General features: G+C 46.5%; 19 protein-coding genes. 11 read left to right on the forward strand and 8 right to left on the reverse strand.

The features are described from left to right. The 3 genes from WHS38_00005 to WHS38_00015 form a co-directional block, all read left to right on the forward strand. Positions 1–1314 (forward strand): SBBP repeat-containing protein (locus tag WHS38_00005; protein ID MEJ5299353.1); only part of this gene is annotated, 1314 nt, incomplete at its 5' end. Between the two features lie 220 nt (positions 1315–1534). After that, on the forward strand, positions 1535–2089 hold the full coding sequence (gene xrtH, locus WHS38_00010; protein ID MEJ5299354.1) for an exosortase H: 555 nt from the start codon (positions 1535–1537) through the stop codon (positions 2087–2089). After that, entirely contained in the window at positions 2086–2658 is a 573-nt protein-coding gene (locus WHS38_00015; protein MEJ5299355.1) for a hypothetical protein, read from the forward strand. Before xrtH ends, WHS38_00015 begins: the two co-directional genes overlap by 4 nt. A 148-nt stretch (positions 2659–2806) precedes the next feature. Here the strand turns inward: WHS38_00015 and WHS38_00020 are convergent, their stop codons facing one another. The 6 genes from WHS38_00020 to WHS38_00045 all read right to left on the reverse strand — a co-directional run bounded on the left by WHS38_00020 (position 2807) and on the right by WHS38_00045 (position 10442). After that, positions 2807–3115 (reverse strand): M48 family metallopeptidase, encoded by a 309-nt coding sequence (locus WHS38_00020; GenBank protein MEJ5299356.1) that lies wholly within the window; start codon positions 3113–3115, stop codon positions 2807–2809. Continuing rightward, entirely contained in the window at positions 3112–6003 is a 2892-nt protein-coding gene (locus WHS38_00025) for an HsdR family type I site-specific deoxyribonuclease (GenBank protein ID MEJ5299357.1), read from the reverse strand. Before WHS38_00025 ends, WHS38_00020 begins: the two co-directional genes overlap by 4 nt. Before the next feature lie 25 nt (positions 6004–6028). Further along, positions 6029–6700: a transposase gene (locus WHS38_00030; protein MEJ5299358.1), complete on the reverse strand. Its 672-nt coding sequence runs from the start codon at positions 6698–6700 to the stop codon at positions 6029–6031. After that, on the reverse strand, positions 6687–7385 hold the full coding sequence (locus WHS38_00035) for a restriction endonuclease subunit S (GenBank protein ID MEJ5299359.1): 699 nt from the start codon (positions 7383–7385) through the stop codon (positions 6687–6689). Before WHS38_00035 ends, WHS38_00030 begins: the two co-directional genes overlap by 14 nt. A gap of 149 nt (positions 7386–7534) precedes the next feature. Beyond that, positions 7535–8896, reverse strand: a complete 1362-nt coding sequence (locus tag WHS38_00040) for a helix-turn-helix domain-containing protein (protein ID MEJ5299360.1) — start codon at positions 8894–8896, stop codon at positions 7535–7537. Beyond that, positions 8883–10442 carry a class I SAM-dependent DNA methyltransferase gene (locus WHS38_00045; protein ID MEJ5299361.1) on the reverse strand — a complete coding sequence of 520 codons (1560 nt, stop codon included), beginning with the start codon at positions 10440–10442 and terminating at the stop codon, positions 8883–8885. The genes WHS38_00040 and WHS38_00045 overlap by 14 nt, the downstream gene beginning before the upstream one ends. A 407-nt stretch (positions 10443–10849) precedes the next feature. Here WHS38_00045 and rplM point away from each other — a divergent pair, with 407 nt between their 5' ends. The 5 genes from rplM (at position 10850) to WHS38_00070 (ending at position 14869) form a co-directional block, all read left to right on the forward strand. Further along, a complete protein-coding gene (gene rplM, locus WHS38_00050) occupies positions 10850–11278 on the forward strand; it encodes a 50S ribosomal protein L13 (protein ID MEJ5299362.1) in 429 nt (142 codons plus the stop codon). Positions 11279–11342: 64 nt separating this feature from the next. Continuing rightward, positions 11343–11738 carry a 30S ribosomal protein S9 gene (gene rpsI, locus WHS38_00055; protein ID MEJ5299363.1) on the forward strand — a complete coding sequence of 132 codons (396 nt, stop codon included), beginning with the start codon at positions 11343–11345 and terminating at the stop codon, positions 11736–11738. A gap of 82 nt (positions 11739–11820) precedes the next feature. Further along, entirely contained in the window at positions 11821–12876 is a 1056-nt protein-coding gene (gene argC, locus WHS38_00060; protein MEJ5299364.1) for an N-acetyl-gamma-glutamyl-phosphate reductase, read from the forward strand. 9 nt (positions 12877–12885) lie between these two features. Beyond that, positions 12886–13728: a tRNA pseudouridine(38-40) synthase TruA gene (gene truA / locus WHS38_00065; GenBank protein MEJ5299365.1), complete on the forward strand. Its 843-nt coding sequence runs from the start codon at positions 12886–12888 to the stop codon at positions 13726–13728. Then, complete coding sequence (locus WHS38_00070) at positions 13673–14869, forward strand: pyridoxal phosphate-dependent aminotransferase (GenBank protein ID MEJ5299366.1); 1197 nt, start codon at positions 13673–13675, stop codon at positions 14867–14869. The genes truA and WHS38_00070 overlap by 56 nt, the downstream gene beginning before the upstream one ends. A gap of 47 nt (positions 14870–14916) precedes the next feature. Here WHS38_00070 and WHS38_00075 read toward each other — a convergent pair whose 3' ends face one another. Both WHS38_00075 and WHS38_00080 read right to left on the reverse strand, forming a co-directional pair. Further along, positions 14917–15231, reverse strand: a complete 315-nt coding sequence (locus WHS38_00075) for a BON domain-containing protein (protein ID MEJ5299367.1) — start codon at positions 15229–15231, stop codon at positions 14917–14919. Between the two features lie 30 nt (positions 15232–15261). Next, complete coding sequence (locus WHS38_00080; protein ID MEJ5299368.1) at positions 15262–16269, reverse strand: zinc-dependent alcohol dehydrogenase family protein; 1008 nt, start codon at positions 16267–16269, stop codon at positions 15262–15264. A 116-nt stretch (positions 16270–16385) separates the two neighbouring features. Between WHS38_00080 and WHS38_00085 the strand changes: the two genes are divergently transcribed. From WHS38_00085 to WHS38_00095, 3 genes are all read left to right on the forward strand, one after another. After that, complete coding sequence (locus WHS38_00085; protein ID MEJ5299369.1) at positions 16386–20126, forward strand: translocation/assembly module TamB domain-containing protein; 3741 nt, start codon at positions 16386–16388, stop codon at positions 20124–20126. Between the two features lie 44 nt (positions 20127–20170). Then, positions 20171–20641 (forward strand): single-stranded DNA-binding protein, encoded by a 471-nt coding sequence (locus WHS38_00090; GenBank protein ID MEJ5299370.1) that lies wholly within the window; start codon positions 20171–20173, stop codon positions 20639–20641. Between the two features lie 711 nt (positions 20642–21352). Beyond that, a complete protein-coding gene (locus WHS38_00095) occupies positions 21353–21829 on the forward strand; it encodes a metallophosphoesterase family protein (GenBank protein MEJ5299371.1) in 477 nt (158 codons plus the stop codon). Positions 21830–21847 lie beyond the last annotated feature (18 nt).

The following is a 21847-nucleotide window of genomic DNA, read 5'->3' on the forward strand; positions in this document are numbered from 1 at the left end:
GGGGGAGATAGTGGTGAGAGGGGCCATTCCATCGCCCTTGACAGTAATGGGAATGTCTATGTGACGGGATATACAGGGTCATCCGACTATCCCACCACAACAGATGCTTACGATAAAAGCTCTAGTGGTTTGGACGTCTTTGTCTCGAAGCTGGATGCCAATCTTTCTTCACCACTTGCACAATACACCCTTACGGTGACCAAATCGGGCGCAGGAAGTGGCACTGTGACGGCGACGGGTTGCACTTTAAGCTGGACGGGAAATACAGGAACCTGCACGGCGGCTTCTGGGACATCCATAACTTTAAGTGCCTCTCCTTCTTCGGGTTCAACCTTTGCAGGCTGGTCTAACGGGACGGGGTCAGCGGTAGGTTGCTCAGGCACGGGGACCTGCAGTTTCACGATAACGGAGAACTCAGGGGTAACAGCGACCTTTACATTGAACCAGTATCAGGTCACAGCCAGTGCAAGTGGCAATGGGAGCGGGAGTATAAGCTCGAATCCATCAGGGATAAGCTTTAACTACCCGGCTAACAGTTCAGGAAGTGCGGGTTTTGACCATGGCACAACCGTAACGCTCACAGCATCGGCCTCAACGGGCTCAACGGTGGCATGGACGAGTTGCTCAGGAACGACGTCAGGAAATGGCACAACAGCGGCGACATGCACATTCAGTAATCTTGATGGCTCAAAAGAAGCAACCGCAAGATTCACACTCAATCAATACACCATCACGACTTCGGCAAATCCATCTGGAGGTGGTAGTGTCTCGTGCGATCCGAATCCGGTTAATCACGGTTCAAGCTCCACATGCACGATAACGGCGAATGTGGGTTATACGCTTCAGTCTGTAGGAGGGAGCTGTGGTGGTAGTCTCAATGGTAACATTTACACGACAAATCCTGTGACCTCAGCCTGCACGGTGGTGGCAAACTTTGCTGTAAGCGCTTACACACTGACGGTGACGAAGTCTGGAAGTGGAAGCGGTGATGTTACGGCGACGGGGTGTACTTTAAGCTGGACGGGGAATACGGGAACCTGCACGGCCTCTCATGGGACTTCCATAACCTTGAGTGCAACACCATCTTCGGGTTCAACCTTTGCAGGGTGGTCTAACGGGACGGGTTCTGCTTCGGGTTGCAGTGGCACAGGGACCTGCAGTTTCACGATAACCCAGAACTCCAGTATAACCGCCACCTTTAACCAGTCTCAGGGGGCGGTGGTAGTGCCTACGATGACTGAATGGGGCATGATGGTATTTATGGTGATTGCGGGTCTTGGATCTGTTTATTACCTGAGAAGAAAAGGCATTTAGCTGATACATTGAAGGGCAGACTTTCCAACGTCTGCCCTATTCTCAAGCTTTATTGCAAATGAAAGGGAAATAGATGGCTGGTTGTTCTTTTCAGGGGAGCTTTTCTGATTTCCAGCTTTCCTCGGCAAAGAAAAGATTGAAAGAAAATTTAAAAGATTGATAAGTAAAAAGATGGTAATGAAGCGGGATAAGTTAAGTAATAGAAAGAAGCATAATCTCGATGGGCACAAAAAAAGAATCAAAAGTTGGCACTTCTTCTAAAAAGTCTCATATTAATCTCAAGCGGTTTCTTGTCACTTACATCTTGCTTATGGGAAGCTTTTTTCTACTTATAGGTTTGACGCCAATTCAGAGAATTGTGGATCTTAACGGTCTTTATACAAAAGGTGTTGTTTTCCTCACAACAGAAGTTCTTAACCTTGTTGACATTGCCTCTATTCGGGATGGCTCGATAATACATCTTCCTGGCATCTCTTTAGACATAAGATTTGGTTGTAACGGCTTGGAGGCAGTCTTAATATATACGGTATCCGTGATTGCCTTTCCATCATCATGGCGAAACAGATTATACGGGATTTTTCTGGGATTTTTGGTTATACAGATTGTAAATATATTGAGGATTGTAGGTCTTGCTTATACGGGTATACATTTCAGGGAATTTTTTGAATATATTCATATATACGTAGCCCAGGGTATGATGATTGCTGTATCGTTAGGTGTTTTTTTCCTGTATTTGAGCTGGATAAATGAAGAGAAAAGGTCTGAGAAAGCATGAAATTTCCCAGAGGATTGGCAAAAAAGACGTTGATATTCCTGGGTTCTTACTTCCTGTTTTTGATAAGCTGGTTTCAAGTAAAGGACTATTATGGTATGGCGACAGTAGCCCTGGCGTCGAAGATTGTTACAGGAATAAAGGATGTGAAATATGAATATAAGGTTCGAAAAGGCGATGTTATAGAGGTGATCTTTAAACCGCTACGGCATAGGGAAAACATTCTTATAGGTATTCCCGTGAAGACATCCTTTTATACCTTCAATGTGCCGTTGACCTTGTCCATAATGGTAATACTTTATCCTATATTAAGGAAAAAATTGAGGGCTTATGGAGAAGCTCTTATGCTTCTTTTTTCTGCCCATCTTCTTTACGTGTTTTCTCTCGAGGCTAATGAACTAACCAATGCCTTTATCATGCGAGGATACGAATTTGAAAATATGCGTTCTCTAATCTTTTACCAGTTTTTATGGGGTTTTACGGACAACATGGTAATCAGGTTCGAGCCGTATCTTATCGGTATCTACTTATTTCTAAGATACAGTAAAGAGCGGGTCGCTAATAAAGCTTAGAAGCATTTTTTCCTTTCACGGGAGAACATTGTGAGCGCTGTCGATTTGTGGCGTTAATCCGTCATGATGTTAGTTTTGCTTTACGGTAAATCAATCTCCGTCTGCGAAGGTAATCGACCAGAACGTACCACCAAATTAGACTAAAGACTTATCGATAGTGTTCCAGATAAGCTTTAAGCAGTGTCCGAAACAGTGGACCATGGTTTGGCACTTTGGCGTGCAGCAGTTCATGAACGATCACCTCGGCGCGGAACTTAGCAGGTTGTTTCAGCAACTCCAGGTCGAACGTTAGCCTGCCTTTAGATGAATAGCTCGCCCATTTCCTCTTCATCCTTCGAACGTGGATTTCTCTAACTTCAACGCCAATCCGTTTTGCCCACTCCTGGACTTCGGCTTTGAAAAGTTCAACGGGAACCTCATGTTCTAAAGGCTGCCAATCCTGACCGTTTCGATTCATTCTCCAAAACCTCGCATTAGAACTAGCAGTTTTTCAGCCACCGGCACAGGATTATCCACCCCGGCATTCAGAAGAACTTTGTAAATTTCCTTACGAACTTCACGTTCATGCTGCTCGCTTGATTGCCGGTGAGGAAAGCGTTCAAGAGCATCAGCAATCCGGCGTGCCGCCTCTTTAGCATCGGTTATCTTCTCACGCCTGAACAACCAGTAAATCGTAAATTCCTGCGTGGAAAGTCCGGTTGCTTTTTGCTCTGCTTCAGCCTCCCTGAGTTCGCGAACGGGACCCTCCACAAGCTGGCGGAGGGCTTCCTGCGTTGTGATCTGTCGCTCCTCGAACTCTCGCACGATCGCTTCAGCCAGCTCGCCAATGGAAATGAGATAGGGCTGTTCAGCTCCCTGCCGCTCGATGATCTGTCGTATGGCTTTAATTAAATTGAAAATCTTGACCGTGTCGGGTGAGTCTTCCATGGCGAGCCGTTCAAGGGTTTCAGATGTAATTCCGTAGATTGCTTCTGGTTCGCGTACCAGAGAGCCCTGAGTGTGTTTCTGAACGAGTTTCGCTGTTTTCTTGAGAAAGTCTATAGAGGCAACAGGACGTCCTTCATAGCTTGACCGTAGAACCTGATAGATTTCGCTCAAGGCTCGGTAGTCATCAAGAAATGGTCTCAGGAACTCGTCGGGAGATAGAATTTCATAGATTTCCTGAACTTCCCGAAAATACCGATAGAATTCGTCGCGCCTTTCTGGATCACGGAAATACTCCAGGACGGCTTCCACAGCCTTGTCACCTGTGATGCCGCGAACGATGTTGAGATAACTCTGGCGTCCCTGATTTATAAGCCGTTCAAAGCGTTCCTTGAGAATATCCAGACCTTCAACCACGCCTTCAATTTCTTTTGAATCGAAAGCCAAAGCTTTCTCCAGGTTATCGAATATGCCCACAAAATCCAGAACAAATCCCCCTGGCTTCCTTCGGCCGTTTTCGTCTTCGTAGGGGCGATTAACTCGAGCGATTGCCTGAAGCAGAACATGATCTCGCATGGGCTTATCAAGATACATGCAGTAGAGTATGGGAGCATCGAACCCGGTGAGAAGTTTTTCGGTGACAATCAGGATTTTTGGAAGCTGGTCAGCCTTGCGGAACCCTTCCCGTATGCGGCGCTCTTCATCTTCGCTGAGGTGAAAAGCACGTAGTTCGGGAGGGTCCTCGGCTCCGGCGCTGATAACAACCCTTGAGTAGTCAGCAGGTAAGTGCTGATCCAATAAAATCTTATATCGACAGCAAGCTTCTCGATCCACCGCCACGAGGAATCCTTTATAGCCCATTGGTTCGATCTTTTCCTTGAAGTGTTTTGCCACGAAGGCTGCGATTCGCTCCATGCGCTCGGAGCTTTTTAGCATGTTTTTGAGCGTAACGGCTCGTTCCAGCACGCGGTTTATATCCTCAACATCGCTCACACCCTCAAGTTCAACAAGATTCAGAAATTCTCGCTCCAGTACATCCCGGTCAACCTTGAGTTCATTCGGCGCCAGTGCGTAGTGAAGCGGTACCGTGGTGCCATCCTGAATAGAGTCGCGAATTGAATAGCGATCAAGGTAGCCATGTGGGGGGTCATCAACACCGAAGACTTTGAATGTCCCTTTACCATAAGCTGTTCGGTCGATTGGTGTGCCCGTGAAGCCGATGTAGGTTGCTTTGGGAAGAGCGCCCATAAGGTAGTTACCGAGGTCAGCCCCTGTGGATCTGTGCGCCTCATCCACGAGAACGAAAACATTGGTTCGAGAGCAGATGTTTGCCGGTATGTCCTTGAATTTCTGAATCGTTGAAACGATAAGCCCGCGGCGGTCTGATCGAAGAAGTTCAAGAAGGTGTTTCCTGCTGTCGGCGATTTCGGCGTGAGCGAACCCCACCGCCTGGAGATTGGAAAAAAGTTGCTGCTCCAGTTCATTTCGATCAACAAGCATTATAACTGTTGGGTTTGCAAAGGCAGGATCCTGTATCAACCGACGAGCCACAGTGATCATGGTGTAAGTTTTTCCCGATCCCTGGGTATGCCATACAAGGCCACGGCGCTTTTTGGGGTCTCTAGCGCGCTGTATGACTCGCTCCACAGCTCGCATCTGATGGGGTCTCAGAACCACTTTGGAAAGTTCTCCGTCTCGTCGAACAAAGAGAATGAATTCCGTAAGTAGTCTGATTGTTCGAGAAGGTGCGATGAAGGTCTTAACCAGTGTTTCAAAATCTCCTGCCAGTTCGTCTCGCCAGTTCAGGATGTTCTTGTGTGATAGGTTCCATGTGGCGGCATACAGGAATTGAACCAGGTGCGTTAGTGCATAAAGCTGAGCCAGAGCCATGAATTCGGGTCCATCCTCGTGATAGCGGCGGATCTGTTCAAGCGCTCGAATCATTCCATCGATGCGTTTCGAAGACTTGGTTTCCACTACGAGGACAGGGATTCCGTTCACGAAGAAAACAAGGTCGAATCGGATGCGGCGGGTTCCGCTCTGGAAAGGCACTTCGTCGCTCACATGGAAGGAGTTGGCATCGATGCCCAACGGATCCAGCAGGCGCACATTTCGTTCCCGCCTTTCTTCAGGGATGAATACGGTCTTAAGCCCCTTGAGGAATTCCCATGTCTCCAGATTTCCTTCGATGTTCGGGCGGACACGAATCACTCTGTTCGCCACATCATCCGCTCGCTGTAAATCCACCACGCCGGGGTTGAGGGCTTGTAATTGCCGGACAAGGACTTCATGGAGAACCAAACCAGTCTCACCACGCCGGAGACGCTTTGCCTCCTCGGGTGGTAGATATTTCCATCCCGCCTCCTGGGCGTAGCGGAGGAAGGGGTTCTGAACGGTGTGGCGTTCACTGAAAATGGTCATGGTTTCTCATCCTCTTCTAAATGGCTCAATTGGGGTTTGTAGTGGCACAGGGCTGTGCGGTTCCATAGAGTATATTTTTGCTAGGCGTCCGCCGATTGGTCATCATGCGCCAGATCTCACGCGCCAGAGGATCGTGATCGGTAGCGTCCGGGTTATAACGGTCCATGTGCCATCGCAGGGGGTTGTCGCGGATGTACTGGCGGATAGCGTTCAAAACCCGTTCGGTGCGGATGATGTGTTCGTAATAATTGCGTTGCCAGACGAGTGCACCAGGCGTCCCACGGTATTGGTTGATGCGGTGTGTAACGGCGGATTTGAACGACCGGACGATGGTAGGGATGGAACCCAGCACCGGTTGACCGAATTGTTCCATGGTTTTCCGCACGGCCGATTGTAGGGGCACGGCATGCCGTGCCCCTACGTCACCCACGATCCAGATGATGCCGTGCACATGATTGGGCATAATGACGAATTCGTCCAATTCCGTGTGCGGGAAATGGTTGGGGATGGCCAACCAGCACTGGCGGGCAATTTCCCCCAACGCATTCAACACCATTGCCCCATTGTCTACATAACCAAACAACTGTGCTCGTTCATACGTGCACAGAGTGATGAAATACGCGCCCGGTTGGGTGTAATCGTAGTTTTTTAGTCGGATGGACTGGCGATGATGGTGTTGAGGGTCATACAGCGGCATGATCTTCTCCGGCAAATTGTTGCACAAACTCATGCGGCAGGCGGATTTTTGCCGTCATAAGGTTATGTAACAGCGACCGAAACAAGCCCTCCAGGGCCTGTTTGCGGGCTTCTTCAGCGCGAATTTTTTCATCAACTGATTGGAGAATGCGGGCAATTTCCTGCTGTTCGGGGAGGGGAGGGAGGGGGATAACAGCCTGACTGAGCGCTTTCCAAGATGTGCGTGGGTGATTGACCCCTGTGGTTGTGGCTATGGCATGTAACAAAATATGATTGGAGTGCATCAGATAGGCGAGAAAGTAGTTATCAATAATGTCAGGTTTACCTACCAAGACCAAAATATCTGTTGAGCAAATGCCTTCCCATTTAGCAATAGCCGCTTTGTCCAAGTAAGGGCGGAGTTTACCGTAAAGAATATCGCCTGGCTTGAAAACCGCTTTAGCACTTTTGATTTCAGTGGCGAACCCGTGTCTTCGGATGAAAATATCCCCGGAATCAAGATGTTCTAATCCAATATACTTTGCATTGCCTGCTTCTGTTGGTAAAACGGTGCCTACTCGTAAAGTTACTACCTCCCCCAACCTCACCACCTGCCAATCTTCCGGCAAAGGACCAAGTTCGGTCATGTGGTAGCCTGCGGGGAATTCTACGCCGCTTAAGTGGTTTGCATGTTGAATCTCAGACATGCTGTTTGCCTCCTGCCATATTCGCTAAATTTGCGGCAATTGTGCCTATCGCTTGCGTCACCGGAACTTTACGTCCCTTAAATTTCCGTATGGTCCTGATATATCCGAAATTGTGTATGTTAATATAACCTTTTTGCCCAATTCGTGCCCTATTTTTGCCCAATTTGCCCAATTTGTGCCCTATAGGCAGTCCCACGCCCCCTCTGACCGCCTGTTTTGATCAAAATGCCCTTCTGGACGAGATCGGTTAGATCATCCGATGCGGTGCGCTTGCTAATTCCCGCAAGTGCCTGGTATTCCTGGTTCGTGATACTACCGCGCTCTTTGACATACATCACAGCCTTGATCTGCCGCTCATTAAGCCCCATCTTCCGTAGCCGTTCCGGCGTGTATGGGTCTTTGAAGAAAATCACTCGCACGCCGCCTTGCCAGTTAGTAAACTCCGGTTGCGGCAAATCCTGTGCCCGGCAAAGATCCACGATGCGTGTTGTGCCGCTTCCCCAGCGCTCGATGACTCCAGCAAAGTAGAAAGCCTGGGCGATCAGCGGATTGCGAAGCACGGAGGCATGCGGACCGTAGAGTGCCTGCGGAGTCAGCGGGGGCGGCAGTTCGCCCGGGTTCCATATTTCCAGGCGGTCTTCTTCCAGCCGAATCTGGATGTCAGCCGGATAGGTGTAATCGCGGTGGATGAGCGCGTTCACTACCGCTTCGCGCAGGGCTTCCAGCGGGTATTCCCAAATTTCGCGGCGCTGTAACCCTTCAAGTGAAAGTTCTTCTACTCGAATGTCAAAACGGACCTTCAGCACCTGGCGGAAGCGTTCCATCGCTCCGTCCAGTTGCTTCCACAGAGTGCCCTGAAAATCATGACTGTCCAGGATTTGATTTCCCCTGAAAATACCTATTCTAATTTGCGCCAGTGGAAATATACGCTGCGGGTATCTGGCAAACAGCAAAATCCCTGCGTTTTTGAGTTTCCCTTCCTTAACCAAACCAAGGTTTTCCAGCAGGAGTTCCGGTTGGGTGGGATCAATGTGAGGCAGGCGGTTACGAGCAAGGCTGGCGAAATGGGCGATGGCTTCCGAATCAACTTCGTCTGCACTCCATTCACTGAGCAGCCCGTCCCAGGTATGACCGGAGCGCGCCAGGATGTGGCGGGCTAGCTCCTCTGGGGCAAAATCTCGGTTGGTAGATCCTACTCGTCGGAAATAACGACCACCATAGGCGACCAGGTGCGCTGCGGGTTGCACAGTGATCTTGATCACCGGGCACCCTTCTATGTTGATAACATCGATCGTCGGTGTGATGCCTAAGTGAGATACAATAAGATTTGCGATGCGCTGGAGTTCTCGATCATCGGCTTTAACGCCAACTATCTCCCTATCATCGCGAATACCGATCAGCAAAGTGCCACCGTCTGTGTTGGCAAAAGCCGCCAGGTCTTCCAGTGCGCGATCGGTCCACTCACGTTTGAATTCCAGCCTCTGCCCCTCTGTTTGATTAAACACTGACATTGATCCCTCCCAGGTTGAGCATTTGCAACACTTCATTGAGCTGCTGATCGGCTCGAGCGCGCTCCTCCTCGGCTTCTTTCAAAAGCACCATCGCTTCCTCCAGAGGTAGCACTTCTTCTTTGTCGTTCAAAGTTACATAACGACTGGGCGAGAGATTGTAGTCGTTCCGTGCGGCTTCTTCACGGGTAATTATCGCAGAGAGTCCCTCCTCTGCTTTCCATTCCTTGTAGAGACGATCGATTGTTTCCACATGTTCATCAGCCAGATAGTTTTTGGGACGTCCCTTGGTGAAGAGCCTGGATCCATTGATGAGCAAAATTTCGCCAATATGGCGCTTGCGGCGGTTTATCACAAGGATTATGCCCGGTGCGGTAGTGTTGTAAAATAGATTTTCGGGCAGAAGAATGACAGCTTCGATCAGGTCGGCTTCTACAAAAGCCTTTCGGATATCGCGCTCACGGTTGGAGCCCTGGTTTCCGCTCCCTCGGCTGACAGCACCCGTGTCAAGGACGACAGCCATTCTTCCGCCGTCTTTAAGGGATGCGAGCATGTGTTGAAGCCAGCCCCAGTCAGCGCTTGAAGCTGGTGGTGCCCCGTAGCCGAAGCGCTCAAAGGGATCATGCTGGTAGATGCTGGCATCCTTAAAATCCTGGTTCCACATGGGATTAGCTGTTACAATGTCGAATTGGCGGAGCCGACCATCGGGGTCTAAAAAAGCGGGTCGCCGCATAGTGTCACCAGGGCTAATGTCTGCTTCCATGTCGTGTATGACGGCATTCATCCGGGCGATGGCGAATGTCGCTGGATTGATCTCTTGACCGTAGATGTGTAGGGGCTTGACGTCCCGTGGTAACTGCAGACGTCCATTTTTCTGTTCACCGTGAGTTTCTAATAGGCGGAGATGACACTTGATAAGAAGGCCTCCTGATCCACAGCAAGGGTCATAGACTTCCATACCGGGCTGAGGCTCAAGGATACGCGCCATGAGTATCGCAACCTCTCGTGGAGTATAGAACTCACCGGCGCTTTGGCCCTGACCTTCGGCGAACTTGCGGAGCAGATATTCATAGGCACGTCCGAGAATGTCGGGTTCGACATCGTTTAGCCCCAGTCTGTGGCGACTTAAAGTTTGCACAAGTGCAGCAAGGGGTTCGTCGTCCAGAATTCGCTGACCTGCTGTAGTGGCGTTGAAATCTACGGTATCAATGACTCCATGGAGCTTTGGGTTTTCGCGCGAAACGGCACGAACTGCGTCGGTGAGATGCTGTCCAATGCCCGAGGTTATGCGAGAAATTGTTGACCAGCGAGCTTCGGGAGGAATGTAAAAACGAACCAGCTTGTGATCCTGCTCGACGAGTTTTTCCGTTACTGAACGCCCTCCCATTTCTTTGCTCAGATTTTCTATTTCATCCTCGAAGACATCCGAAAGGCGCTTGAGAAAGACTAGGGGCAGAATATAATCCTTGAATTTAGGTGCATCAACCGGCCCACGAATGACGCAGGCGGCATCCCAGAGCCAGGTTTCTAATGTTTGAATATCCAGCATCTAAAACCTCCTGAACATGCTTTGCTGGGATAAAATAAGTTCCGAGATAAAATTCTTATATCTAGCGACGTCCATCAGGTATGATCTGATCTAAGTTTTTATAAATTGTCCCTAAGATATTTTTTGAATATCCTCCGCAAATGTTGAGGCTGTTCGAAAATTTTTTCCATACGGGGTTGTTCTGGCAACAGGCTCACAAGTTGCAAGGCGACGCATGCGTCGCCCCTACATTTATCTGGCGAATTACATATTGAGTCGTTTTTTAACTGCTTGTCGCAAATGCTTGACAAAACTGGTTTCATTTCTTATAAGCAATTGCTCCAAGGTTCTTTATTCCTGGATTAATGTAACGCAGTTGCTTTGAAAGCAACAGGGATATAATAGCTGTTAGCTGGAGAGAGGGAAAGATGAAAACAGAGAGTGCTAAATTTGATCCAAATGGTCGCCGATGGATTCTGGTAGATGCAACGGGGCAGGTGCTGGGACGTCTTGCTAGCCAGATTGCAGTGCGTTTGAGAGGCAAACACTTGCCGACCTTCACTCCCCATGTGGACAATGGGGATTTTGTTGTGGTAATCAACGCCGAGAAAATCCGCCTTACAGGGAAAAAGTGGGATCAGAAGATTTATCGCAGGCACAGTGGTTATATGGGTGGTCTTAAGGAAACTACAGCCAGAAAGATGCTTCAGGAACATCCTGAGCGACTTATTTATTATGCCGTCAAAGGGATGCTTCCCAAAAATCGTCTGGGACGTAAGCTTCTCAAAAAGCTGAAAATCTATGTGGGGTCGAAGCATCCTCACGAGGCTCAACAGCCCCAAATGATGTCTTTTTAATGATCTGAGTTCTGAATTTTTGCTTAGCTCAGGATGGTATTAAAAGATAAGGAGAAAGTGGGATATGGTGGAACAAAAAAGATTTTATGCAGCGGGAAGACGTAAAAGTTCTGTTGCTAGAGTGTGGATATTTCCGGGAGATGGTAAGATCACAGTTAATTATGAACCGCTTGATCAATTTGTAAAGCTGGATACTCAAAGGGCTCTCATCTGTCAGCCTTTAATGTTGACCGGGACATACGGCAAGGTAGATGTCTATGCTACTGTATCCGGCGGCGGTTATATGGGCCAGGCTGGCGCTCTCAGGCATGGTATCGCTAAAGCTCTCGTGGAATATAACCCAGAGCTTAGGGATATTCTTAAGAAACATGGACTGCTCACCAGAGATGCTAGAGCAAAGGAAAGGAAGAAATACGGACTTCGAGGGGCGAGAAGGGCCTGTCAGTACTCCAAACGATAATTTGGTTCTTCGAAGTTACTGTTCTAGAATTTCCGTTAACAAGGCGCCTCTAAGGTGCCTTTTTATTTCGGTGAGGATTTAAATGAGCGGGCAAGAAGTTAGAGTGGCGATATTGGGCGCGTCCGGTTACACGGGGTTTGAGCTGGTAAGAATTTTGGTGAGTCATCCTCGAGTAAAAATAACTTTTGTTTCATCAAGGACTCAGGAAGGAACACTGCTTTCCAGTCATTATCCGGCTTTTAAAGGCATGGCGGATATATACTATTCGCCTGTGGATGTGGATCGAATTGCTGAAGAGGCCGATTTTGCCTTTGCCGCTCTTCCTCATGGTGCTTCCATGGATGTGGTGCCGGATCTTCTAAAGCGTGGTTTAAAAGTTGTAGATCTCAGCGCAGATTACCGTTTGCGAAGTAAAGAACTCTATCAAGAATGGTATGGCCAGCATAAAAGTCCAGAGTTACTTGATCAGGCGGTGTATGGTCTTCCAGAGCTTTACCGAGGCGCAATTAAAAGAGCCAATCTTGTAGCAAATCCGGGCTGTTATCCTACAAGCATTATACTTGCTGTGGCACCTCTTCTTAAGTATGGTCTTATCGAAACCGATTCTATAATCGCTGATTCTAAATCGGGTGTTACCGGTGCTGGAAGAGGACTTTCGCTTGGCACGCATTTTTGCGAAGTAAATGAGTCTTTTAAGGCTTATAAGGTCGGGGGAGTGCATCGCCACATTCCTGAAATAGAACAGGAGCTAAGCCTAATTGCAAAGACCCAAATCCAGATATCCTTTACACCCCATCTGGTTCCTATGTCTCGAGGGATCCTGAGCACGGTTTATGTTCGACCACGAGATGGCGTTGGGGAAAAGAATATAGAAGAAGCTTTTCGAACTTTCTATCGAGATGAAGCTTTTGTAAGACTTTTTGGCTCTGATGAAGAATTACCTTCCACTTTGCAGGTGAGAGGCAGTAACTACTGTGATATAGGTTGGCGCCTTGATAGGAGAACCGGAAGACTCATTGTCGTTTCCGCAATTGATAATTTGACCCGTGGAGCCTCAGGCCAGGCTGTGTGCAATATGAACATTATGGTCGGATTTCCCGAAACCATGGGACTTCAATATGCACCGTGGCAACCATAAACCCTTGCTATGAGTCATTACCAGGAAAGAAATTTTAAGCTTGTGCTTGAATATGATGGCAGTGGTTACCATGGGTGGCAGAGACAAAAGGGAGTTTTAACTGTTCAAGAAGTGGTGGAATCCTGTCTTGCGACGATTTTAGGAAAAGAAGTGCATGTGCGAGCGGCGGGAAGGACGGATGCAGGAGTTCATGCCCACGGGCAGGTGATTAACTTTTATGCTAAAACACGACTTCAGCCTGTTGATATTCAACGTGCTCTAAACAGTCTGCTTCCTGAGGATATCGTAGTAAAGGATGCCGAAGAAGTAGATGCTTCTTTCCATGCTCGCTACAGTGCAAAACGAAAAGTCTATAAGTATTGCGTTCTAAATCGTCCTCTTCCTTCCGCACTATGGCGTAAGTATGCCTGGCATGTGCCTTATAATCTAAATTTCGATGGCATGAAGATCGCTCTTTCATATCTGGAGGGGGAACATGATTTTTCATCCTTTAGAGCAGCTCGGTCATCGGTCAAATCTTCCATTCGGACGCTTTATCAAGCCTCCTTTACCGTTAACCAGAATGGTCTGATAGTTTTTTCGTTTTCGGGCAATGGTTTTCTTCGTCATATGGTTAGGATTATTGTTGGAACAGTTATAGAAGTAGGCGTGGGCAAAAAATCCTGTCATGATATGCCGGCAATTCTTGAGGGAAGAGATAGAAACCTTGCTGGAATTACAGCCCCCGCTCATGGACTTTACCTGGTAAGAGTTTATTACGATAACGAAAAAGAAATACCAGAAGGGGAAGGAGAAAATGAAACTGGCAAAGAGAGTATCGGAAATACGCCCTTCGGCTACGCTGAGTATTAATGCTAAGGCGCAGGAATTAAGAAAGAAAGGAATTAAGGTCATAAGTTTTGCTGTGGGAGAGCCTGATTTTAATACGCCCCTTAATGTGAAGCAAATGGCTATTCAGGCTGTTGTGCGTAATCAGAGTCGTTACACGCCGGCGAGTGGAATGGAAGCCCTGAAAGAAGCTGTGTGCCTCTGGGTTGAGAACAATTACGGGCTACGTTACAGTCCTTCCAATGTGCTTATAAGTTGTGGAGGCAAGCACGCTCTTTATAACGTCTTTCAGGCTATTCTTGATCCGGGAGATGAAGTTCTTATCCCGGCACCCTACTGGGTGTCTTATCCGGATATGGTTGTTCTTGCAGGTGGAGTTCCTTCGATAGCTTACACCTCTTTCGATGACAAATATAAAATCACACCTGAACTTCTAAGGAAATCTATAACGGAAAAGACAAAGGCATTGATTATAAACAGCCCTTCAAACCCTACGGGAGTTCACTACAGCGAGGATGAACTCAGGGCTCTTGCAAAAGTTTTGCTGGATTATCCCGACTTGTGGATTATTTCTGATGATATTTATTCTCACATTCTTTTTAATGGCAACAAATGGACAAACATAGTGATGGTGGAACCGTCCCTTAAGGAGCGAACTGTTATAATTCATGGAGTCAGCAAAACTTATGCAATGACTGGATGGCGAATCGGCTTTGCCATAGGAAGTAAAGAGCTTATCAAGGCTGCGTCCAACATCCAGAGTCAATCCACAAGCAATCCATGCTCAATTGCTCAATGGGCTTCTCTGGCGGCGCTGTTAGGTGATCAGAGCGATGTAAAAGTCATGGTTAAGTCTTTCGAATCTCGATGTGGTTATGTTATGGAACGGCTTAAAGCTATTTCTGGAGTGCGTTTTGTTGAGCCTCAGGGTGCCTTTTATATTTTCCCGGATGTAAGTGCTTTTTATGGAAGGAGTTTCGAGGATGGAAAGATAAAAGATTCTGCGAGCATGGCAAATTATCTTATGGATAAAGCTCATATTGCTGTAGTGCCGGGAATAGAGTTCGGAGACGATCGATGCATTAGGCTTTCCTATGCTTTGTCAATGAAGGATCTTGAAGAAGGATGTAACCGTCTTAAGACAGCTCTGGAAGCACTTAGATAAACTACTCGTGGGGCTCTGTGAAAGAGCCCCGAGTTTACCAAGTCCCACTAATACTTTTTTATCTCTAGTAAATTGTTGACTTTTCTCACTCCCACAATTGATTCCGCAATAGCCTTCGCTCGGTCCTTTTCAAACTGGTTATCCACAGCTCCCGTCAAAGTTACCTCTCCCTTGAATGTAGTTACAGATATAGCAAAACCGCTTAGATAGGGATCTTCAAATAACTTTCTTTTGATGGTTGCTGTAATATTGGTATCATCTACCACTTCGCCGGGCGTTCTACCTGCAGGGGTTGTGCACGAAATTAGAAGCTGAATCAGAATGAGTATTAACAAAAATCGAAATAGTTTTTCCCTGGCCATAATCGGTCTCCTCTTTAGGAGTTTATAGGATTATCCTTTTTCAAAAATCAACACACCTGTTCCCTGAATAGCATCTCTTTTTAACATTATCAAGGCTTCATTAGCTTGTTCCAGTGGAAAGGTTGTTATGTGAGGTTTGATTGGAATTTCGGCAGCAAGTTGCAGAAGTTCGTGCCCATCCATTCTGGTGTTTGCTGTGACGCTATGGACGTTTTTTTCGTAGAAAAGATGACGTTCATAATCGAGGGAAGGGATAGGCGTCATGTAGATTCCTGCAAGAGCTAATGTGCCGCCTTTTTTAAGATGGGCTAGAGCCTGAGGAACAATTTCTCCGGCTGGAGCGAAAATAATTGCAGAGTCCACTTTTTCTGGCATTTCTTCGGGAGATGTTCCAACCCAGTGAGCGCCCATAGAACGAGCTAGCTCCTGATGCTTTGCTCCTCTGGATACGACGAAAACCTTGCAATTCCAGTGAAGCAGGATTTGGATGAGAATGTGAGCAGAGGAACCAAATCCGTAGAGAGCGATAGTATCGCCAGGGCGACATCCACTCCGTTTGAGCGCTCGATAGCCTATTATGCCAGCGCAGAGAAGAGGCGTTGCTTCTGTCGATTTGAATACGGACGGTATTGGATAGGCAAATGTTTCTGATACGACGGCATACTCAGCAAATCCACCCGGTTCGTGATAACCGGTAAAGCGCTGATGTTCACAGAGGTTTTCTCTGTCATTTTTGCAGAATTGGCATGCTCCGCAAGTGTGCCTTAGCCATGCGATACCAACTCTGTCTCCCTCTCGAAAAAGTTTAACTCCTCGCCCAATCATGTCAACCGTCCCGACTATTTGATGACCCGGTATTACCGGATGTGGAAGAGGCGGTAGCTCGCCTTCGATGATGTGAAGATCGGTGCGGCAAATTCCGCAGGCTTCAACTTTGATTCTAATTTCTCCTTCTCCAGGTAGTGGATCCGGTATTTCTTCGAGCTCGAGAGGATGATTCTCAACAGGGGCGCACTTTTTCAAAACCATTGCTTTCATGCTCTTTTCCTCTCTTGTTTAAACATTGATATGTTTTTACTTTGATGTGAATTTGCTATATTTTTAGCCATAATCTAAATAAAAATCCACATACTTTATAGCAGGGAAGGTGTCATATGGGCAATGTTAAGAAGGCTTTTTCCATCGCTGCCGGAATTTTAATAACTCTTATTTTTTTAGGGATATTAGTTATCCAGTGGGGACCATTTCAGGAATATCTGGCAAAGCGCATCGTTAAGTTTGCAACCGAGCAAACAGGCTGGTATGTGGATTTCAAACTAGTTAAATGGCTTCCCTTTTCTGAAGCTCAGATTACTTCCTTGGTAGTATATGCCCATGGCAAGCAGGTAGTTTCTGCCCGAAAAGTAACTTTTTCTTATGAATTGTCTTTTAAGAAGCCTTTCATTGTTCCCAGGAAGGTGTTGATCGATAAACCTTTAGTTGTGGGGGAATTGGACGAGGCAGGAAGAATTGTTAATTTCCCGGAAGGTTCCGGAAAAACTACATCTGAGAAAAAGCCCTTGATTAATTTCCCTTCTCCTGATGTTGAGATAGAAAATGGGCGAATTGTGGCTATCAAGGATGGCGTTGTTGTGGCTTCGCTGAAGGATGTTTCGACCAGAGCGAAAATTGCTGTTTCTCCGGGCGAAAATAAAATCCAGGTAAAGGTTTCCGATGGTAGTTTTTTCGCAGAAAAACCTCTTCTTGAAACCTTGAGATGGAGCGGGGTTGTTACAGTTTCAAAGGACGGCATTATTCTTCGGAGCTTTTCCGCTTTTTCTAAACATTGGGGCGTCTTAGTAGGATCGGGTTATTGGGACCTTATAACAAAACGAGGTTTTTTTAGATTTTCAATTCAGGATCTTACTCTTTCCACCATCTCGGCCGTAACAACTCCTTTTGTTAGATACCTTGGAACTACATCTTACGATGGAGAAGTTACGATAACGCCTTCATCCATCGAAATGGACTATAATGTTCGTGATTCTAAAGCCGGACAAATCAACGGTGTTCTGGCGATTAAATTGGGAGAAAGACTTCGTATTGATAACAGAGCCAACTTTAGCCTGAGTTCTTCTTTTGAGACATCTTATTTTGCCTTAAAGGGTAGATTTACGACCAGTCTGGAAGTGGCTTCTGGTAAGGATATTGCTGGATATGGTGATATTTCTCTGGACTCTTCTGAAATTGGCGCAGGTCCGTCAACTTTTGTTTTTATCAATCGTGGGGTTATAAAATGGAAATTTAGTGACAGATCCTTGGAATTGGAAAAAATAGACATTGTGGGATCTTTCGGTGAACTGGTCGCTAGAGCGGATCTTCAGAGGGATCATGGGCTTAAAGCCCTGCTTGAATGGAAGATTATAGCAAATCAGGGCGAAAATTTTGGAAATGGTTATCAAACCAGGTCGTTAAATGCTTTTCTGGCAAAAAATGAGATCCCGATCAACAGGAGTTCAGGCATACTGAATGTTCGTTGTGGAGATCTTTTATGTCGTGACATAAGATCTATTCGAACGTCTGGTAAGGTGATTTTTGTATCGCCTGGGACAACATTTCTTGCAGAAGGGAATCTTTCAAAAGATACTGTCGCTCTTTTGGTGCAAGGCAAAACTGATCGTCTTTCGGAATGGGCTCCTTTGCTAGGGATTTCTTCCAGTGTCTCGGGATTAGTTGAATTTAATGGGACGTTCAGTGGTTCTATAGATTATGTTGGTTTTCAGTTAAAAAGCGTTTTAACAGATGGGCGTGTTGGTAGTTTTATAGTAAAGCGTTTGGCTTATGAATCCAGGGGACGAATTCAATCATGTCGATCTGCCACAACATCCCGATGTCAGGGGATTGATATTGGCAATGTGATTTACGTTGTCGATCATAACGGGCAGGTTATATTCGATAAGATTCAAAAGCAAGGTAATAATAGATTCTTTAGTGGGTTATTAACGATTTTCCAGGAGAAATCTAACGCCAGGGTCTCTGGAAATGTTAAATCGGGGGATGGCGCTTACTCCGGAAACTTTGTCGCTCATATTGAAAATATTTGGAAACGTCCGTTATTTTCTGTTGCCGATTCTAAATTTACCTTTCCTGGGCTTGAGAGTCTTACGCTGAACATGCGCGGGACTTTCACGGACAGTGAAGGGGTTAGCATTGAGAGTTTCAAGATTAGTAAAGCTGATCAGGTTATCAACGGCTCCCTTAATATTTCTAAATCCGGGAACATAAAAGGTAGAGTTAAAGCGGATAACCTGGCTATCTTTGAACAATTTTTGGCTTCCAAAGGTATAAAACTTTCAGGCGGTCAAATCGGTGGGGAACTCTTGATCGATGGATCGCTTGAAAGACCTGCACTTTTAGCGTCTATTGGAGTTAAGCCTGGAAGTCTCTTATGGGAGAAGGGAACTCACAGTCGTTTTAGCTGGAATCGATTTGTAGTTGAATCCAGATTGGACCGAGGCACTATGTCTGGTAAGATTCTGGTGGAATCTCCAGAAGTTAGCAAGCCTTTACAGATACAGGGAACAATTCCTGTGCAGTTAAGCCTTCATCCGTTTAGTTTTTCTGTTCCGAAAAACAAACCCATCTCGGGCGTGGTCGATCTATCAGAGATGAACTTTGCTCATGTGGTTTTATGGTTTTTACATGCAGAGCGAGTGCAGGGAGCATTTAGTCTTCACGCTAGGTTTTCGGGGACAATTGCAAATCCTAAGGTTGAAGGAGAAGGGGTTATTCGTGAAGGCGAAATAGAGCTTAAAAAGGGCTATGTTCTTTCGAACATAGATGGTCTGTTCAAATTTGAGCCTCAAGGAATAAACATTGTAAAGTTAACAACCAAGGGCTTTGGCGGTGAAGCTTTTCTACAGGGGGTTATACCATACAGTAACTGGCAGCAGCTTACGATTTCTGGAGTGTGCAAAGATGTGGTGGTTCCAAGATTTTATGGAATTACGGGACGAGGATCAGGACAGGCTGTTTTGACTATTGTTCAAGGCCATCCTTTTGTGGAAGGAAACTTTAAGATTGCTGAAGCCTCTATGGATCTTGGTTTGTTAAAAGATACCCTTAAAAAAAATATTGATGTAGTCAGTGCTTCCGATAGATCTTCTTCCGGGCTTCAAGGTGGAACGACCTTGGACTTTGGACTTAAGCTCTTTCTTGATCTTTCGGAAGCTAGAGCTAAAGTAGTGGGATTAGGTCTTCATGATGAAGTGGTTGGTAAGTTATGGGTTGTAAAAAATCTCGGAGGTAAAGTGGGACTTGAAGGGAAGATTGAGCATCGAAGGGGATGGTTTGAATTTGGCGATGCAAAGGTCGAATTTTCAGAAGGATATGCCCTTTTTAAGGGATCGCCTGATCCAGATCTTTTTCTTGTAGGAAACAAAAAGGTTGGAGACATTGAAATCACGGTTAAAGTTATAGGTAAAGGTTCTGAACCTGAAGTAGTTATGACGAGCGATCCTCCTCTTGATCGAATTGACATGGTGTCCTATTTGCTTTTCAATAGACCTGCGACGGGTCTTACAGGTGGCGAAGGTCTTACTCTTGAGACTCAGGCGGCTGCTTTCCTTGGATCGCAGGCTTCCAGAATCTTGAAGAAATCCATCGGTGATACACCTTTTACGCCGGATGTGGTTCAAATGAGAGGAAGCGATTCGGGGCAGAGTAGTGTTATAGAAATAGGCAAATACGTTACCCCCGATTTTTATGTGACTTATGAAAAGGATTTGAGATCTAGCGGGGGAGAAAATTTCAAGGTGGAATACAGACTAAACCGTCACATGTCTATTCAGAGTCAGATAGGGAGCCAGAATCGAAGTGGAGTGGATGTGTTGTGGCGGTATGATTTTGGAAAATGAAACTGTGATTAAATCAAATCGAAAATAAGAAGGAGATTAAAATTATGAGTCGTGGTGTTAATAAGGTGATTCTTGTAGGACGGTTGGGTTCAGATCCTGATCTTAGATTTACTCCCACAGGGTCAGCTATTGCCAGGTTTAATATTGCCACCACGGAGCGAGTGTTGACAGGAGAAGGTAATTGGGAAGATAGAACAGAATGGCATAGAATTGTGGTATTTGGAAAACTTGCTGAAACCTGTGGAAACTATTTAGCTAAGGGGCGCCTTGTTTATATTGAAGGACGATTGCGAACTCAACAATGGGAAGATAATCAAGGTGTAAAACGTTTCACTACCGAAATTGTAGCAAAAGATATTCAATTTTTGGATTCTGGCGGAGCCGTTCAAAGAGAAACATCGGTACCCTCTCAGGGACAAGGGCGAGAAGCCAAAAACAGTTATCCCGAATCCAATACGATGCCAGAATCTTTGCCAAGTGTTCCATCTGTTGACGAGGATGATATACCATTTTGAAGGATTATATAATGCCCGAAGTTGTGAGAGTGTTCGAAAATTTTTCCCCTTGCAGGGTTACTCTGGCAATAGGCTCACAGGTTGTAGGGGCGACGCATGCGTCGCCCATTTAATTTGGTGCGCCCATGCCGGGCGCACCAGAGAACGGACGGTGAGGACGCCGTCCCTCCCAGGACGGCGGTAGTATATTGGGAGGGTCGCCGTCCTCGGCGACCGATGCATTTGAAATTTTACGGTTTCCTGTGGCCATTAGTAATATGAAGGAAAGATAGGGACGGTCAATTTGACCGATCCATTCCCACACCACCCGGCATGAGAGTTTGCACCGGGCGGTTCGAGAAATGTAGGGGCAACCCCCGTGGTTGCCCCGTAATCGGGCAGGCACACGGCCCTGGGATTGGTCAGGCACAAGGCCTGCCCCTACGGGACGGTTATCGTTATCTCCGGCTCACCACCGTCACCATTTCAGGCGCACGTAGGGGCGAAAAATTTTTCGCCCCTACGTGATGCACAACCGCCGAATTTACGCCACTTCGTCCTGTTCCGACGTCCTCAAAACGCAGGGAGATTAAAAAGATTCCAAATAAGGGATAATTTTCGAACACCCTCCCCAAAGTTGTTGACCCTCTGGACGTTATCTAATATCTTTCATGATCTTAATGGTGTTGCTGATTTAGGAAATTGCAATATAGATAATTGGTGGTTACGAAAGTGAAAGTAGCAGTTATTTCCGATACTCACCTTGTTGATGTGAGTCCAGAGTTTGAAAAAATATGCCAGAGTTATCTCAAAGGCGTTGACCTTGTCATTCATCTCGGAGACTGGACTGAGGTAAGAATACTTGATTACCTTAGTCAATTTCCTCTTCTGGGCGTTTCGGGAAATAGCGATAATGATGCTATAAAAAGAGCACTTCCAGCCAAGAGAGTTGTAAGAATACACGGATACAGAGTGGGAATGACCCATGGCTGGGGATCGCCTTATGATCTACTATCTAGGTTAAGAAAAGAGTTTAAAGAAGTGGATGTAGTGCTTTTTGGCCACAGTCATATTCCATTTCAGATGATGGAGAATGGAGTTCTTTGGTTAAATCCCGGATCGGTATTTCACGGGAGAGGCAATGTAGATCGGAGTTTGGCTCTGTTGTATCTTGAAGAACGTATCTGGGCTGAAATAATAATGTTATAAAGAGAGGAGAAAATCTGA

It is taken from the genome of Thermodesulforhabdaceae bacterium, from assembly GCA_037482015.1.
GTDB lineage: Bacteria > Desulfobacterota > Syntrophobacteria > Syntrophobacterales > Thermodesulforhabdaceae > JAOACS01.

Coding starts and splice junctions, on each gene's coding strand:
- xrtH (MEJ5299354.1), top strand. CDS start 1,535: ATGGGCACAAAAAAAGAATCAAAAGTTGGCACTTCTTCTAAAAAGTCT.
- WHS38_00015 (MEJ5299355.1), top strand. CDS start 2,086: ATGAAATTTCCCAGAGGATTGGCAAAAAAGACGTTGATATTCCTGGGT.
- WHS38_00020 (MEJ5299356.1), bottom strand. CDS start 3,115: ATGAATCGAAACGGTCAGGATTGGCAGCCTTTAGAACATGAGGTTCCC.
- WHS38_00025 (MEJ5299357.1), bottom strand. CDS start 6,003: ATGACCATTTTCAGTGAACGCCACACCGTTCAGAACCCCTTCCTCCGC.
- WHS38_00030 (MEJ5299358.1), bottom strand. CDS start 6,700: ATGCCGCTGTATGACCCTCAACACCATCATCGCCAGTCCATCCGACTA.
- WHS38_00035 (MEJ5299359.1), bottom strand. CDS start 7,385: ATGTCTGAGATTCAACATGCAAACCACTTAAGCGGCGTAGAATTCCCC.
- WHS38_00040 (MEJ5299360.1), bottom strand. CDS start 8,896: ATGTCAGTGTTTAATCAAACAGAGGGGCAGAGGCTGGAATTCAAACGT.
- WHS38_00045 (MEJ5299361.1), bottom strand. CDS start 10,442: ATGCTGGATATTCAAACATTAGAAACCTGGCTCTGGGATGCCGCCTGC.
- rplM (MEJ5299362.1), top strand. CDS start 10,850: ATGAAAACAGAGAGTGCTAAATTTGATCCAAATGGTCGCCGATGGATT.
- rpsI (MEJ5299363.1), top strand. CDS start 11,343: ATGGTGGAACAAAAAAGATTTTATGCAGCGGGAAGACGTAAAAGTTCT.
- argC (MEJ5299364.1), top strand. CDS start 11,821: ATGAGCGGGCAAGAAGTTAGAGTGGCGATATTGGGCGCGTCCGGTTAC.
- truA (MEJ5299365.1), top strand. CDS start 12,886: ATGAGTCATTACCAGGAAAGAAATTTTAAGCTTGTGCTTGAATATGAT.
- WHS38_00070 (MEJ5299366.1), top strand. CDS start 13,673: ATGAAACTGGCAAAGAGAGTATCGGAAATACGCCCTTCGGCTACGCTG.
- WHS38_00075 (MEJ5299367.1), bottom strand. CDS start 15,231: ATGGCCAGGGAAAAACTATTTCGATTTTTGTTAATACTCATTCTGATT.
- WHS38_00080 (MEJ5299368.1), bottom strand. CDS start 16,269: ATGAAAGCAATGGTTTTGAAAAAGTGCGCCCCTGTTGAGAATCATCCT.
- WHS38_00085 (MEJ5299369.1), top strand. CDS start 16,386: ATGGGCAATGTTAAGAAGGCTTTTTCCATCGCTGCCGGAATTTTAATA.
- WHS38_00090 (MEJ5299370.1), top strand. CDS start 20,171: ATGAGTCGTGGTGTTAATAAGGTGATTCTTGTAGGACGGTTGGGTTCA.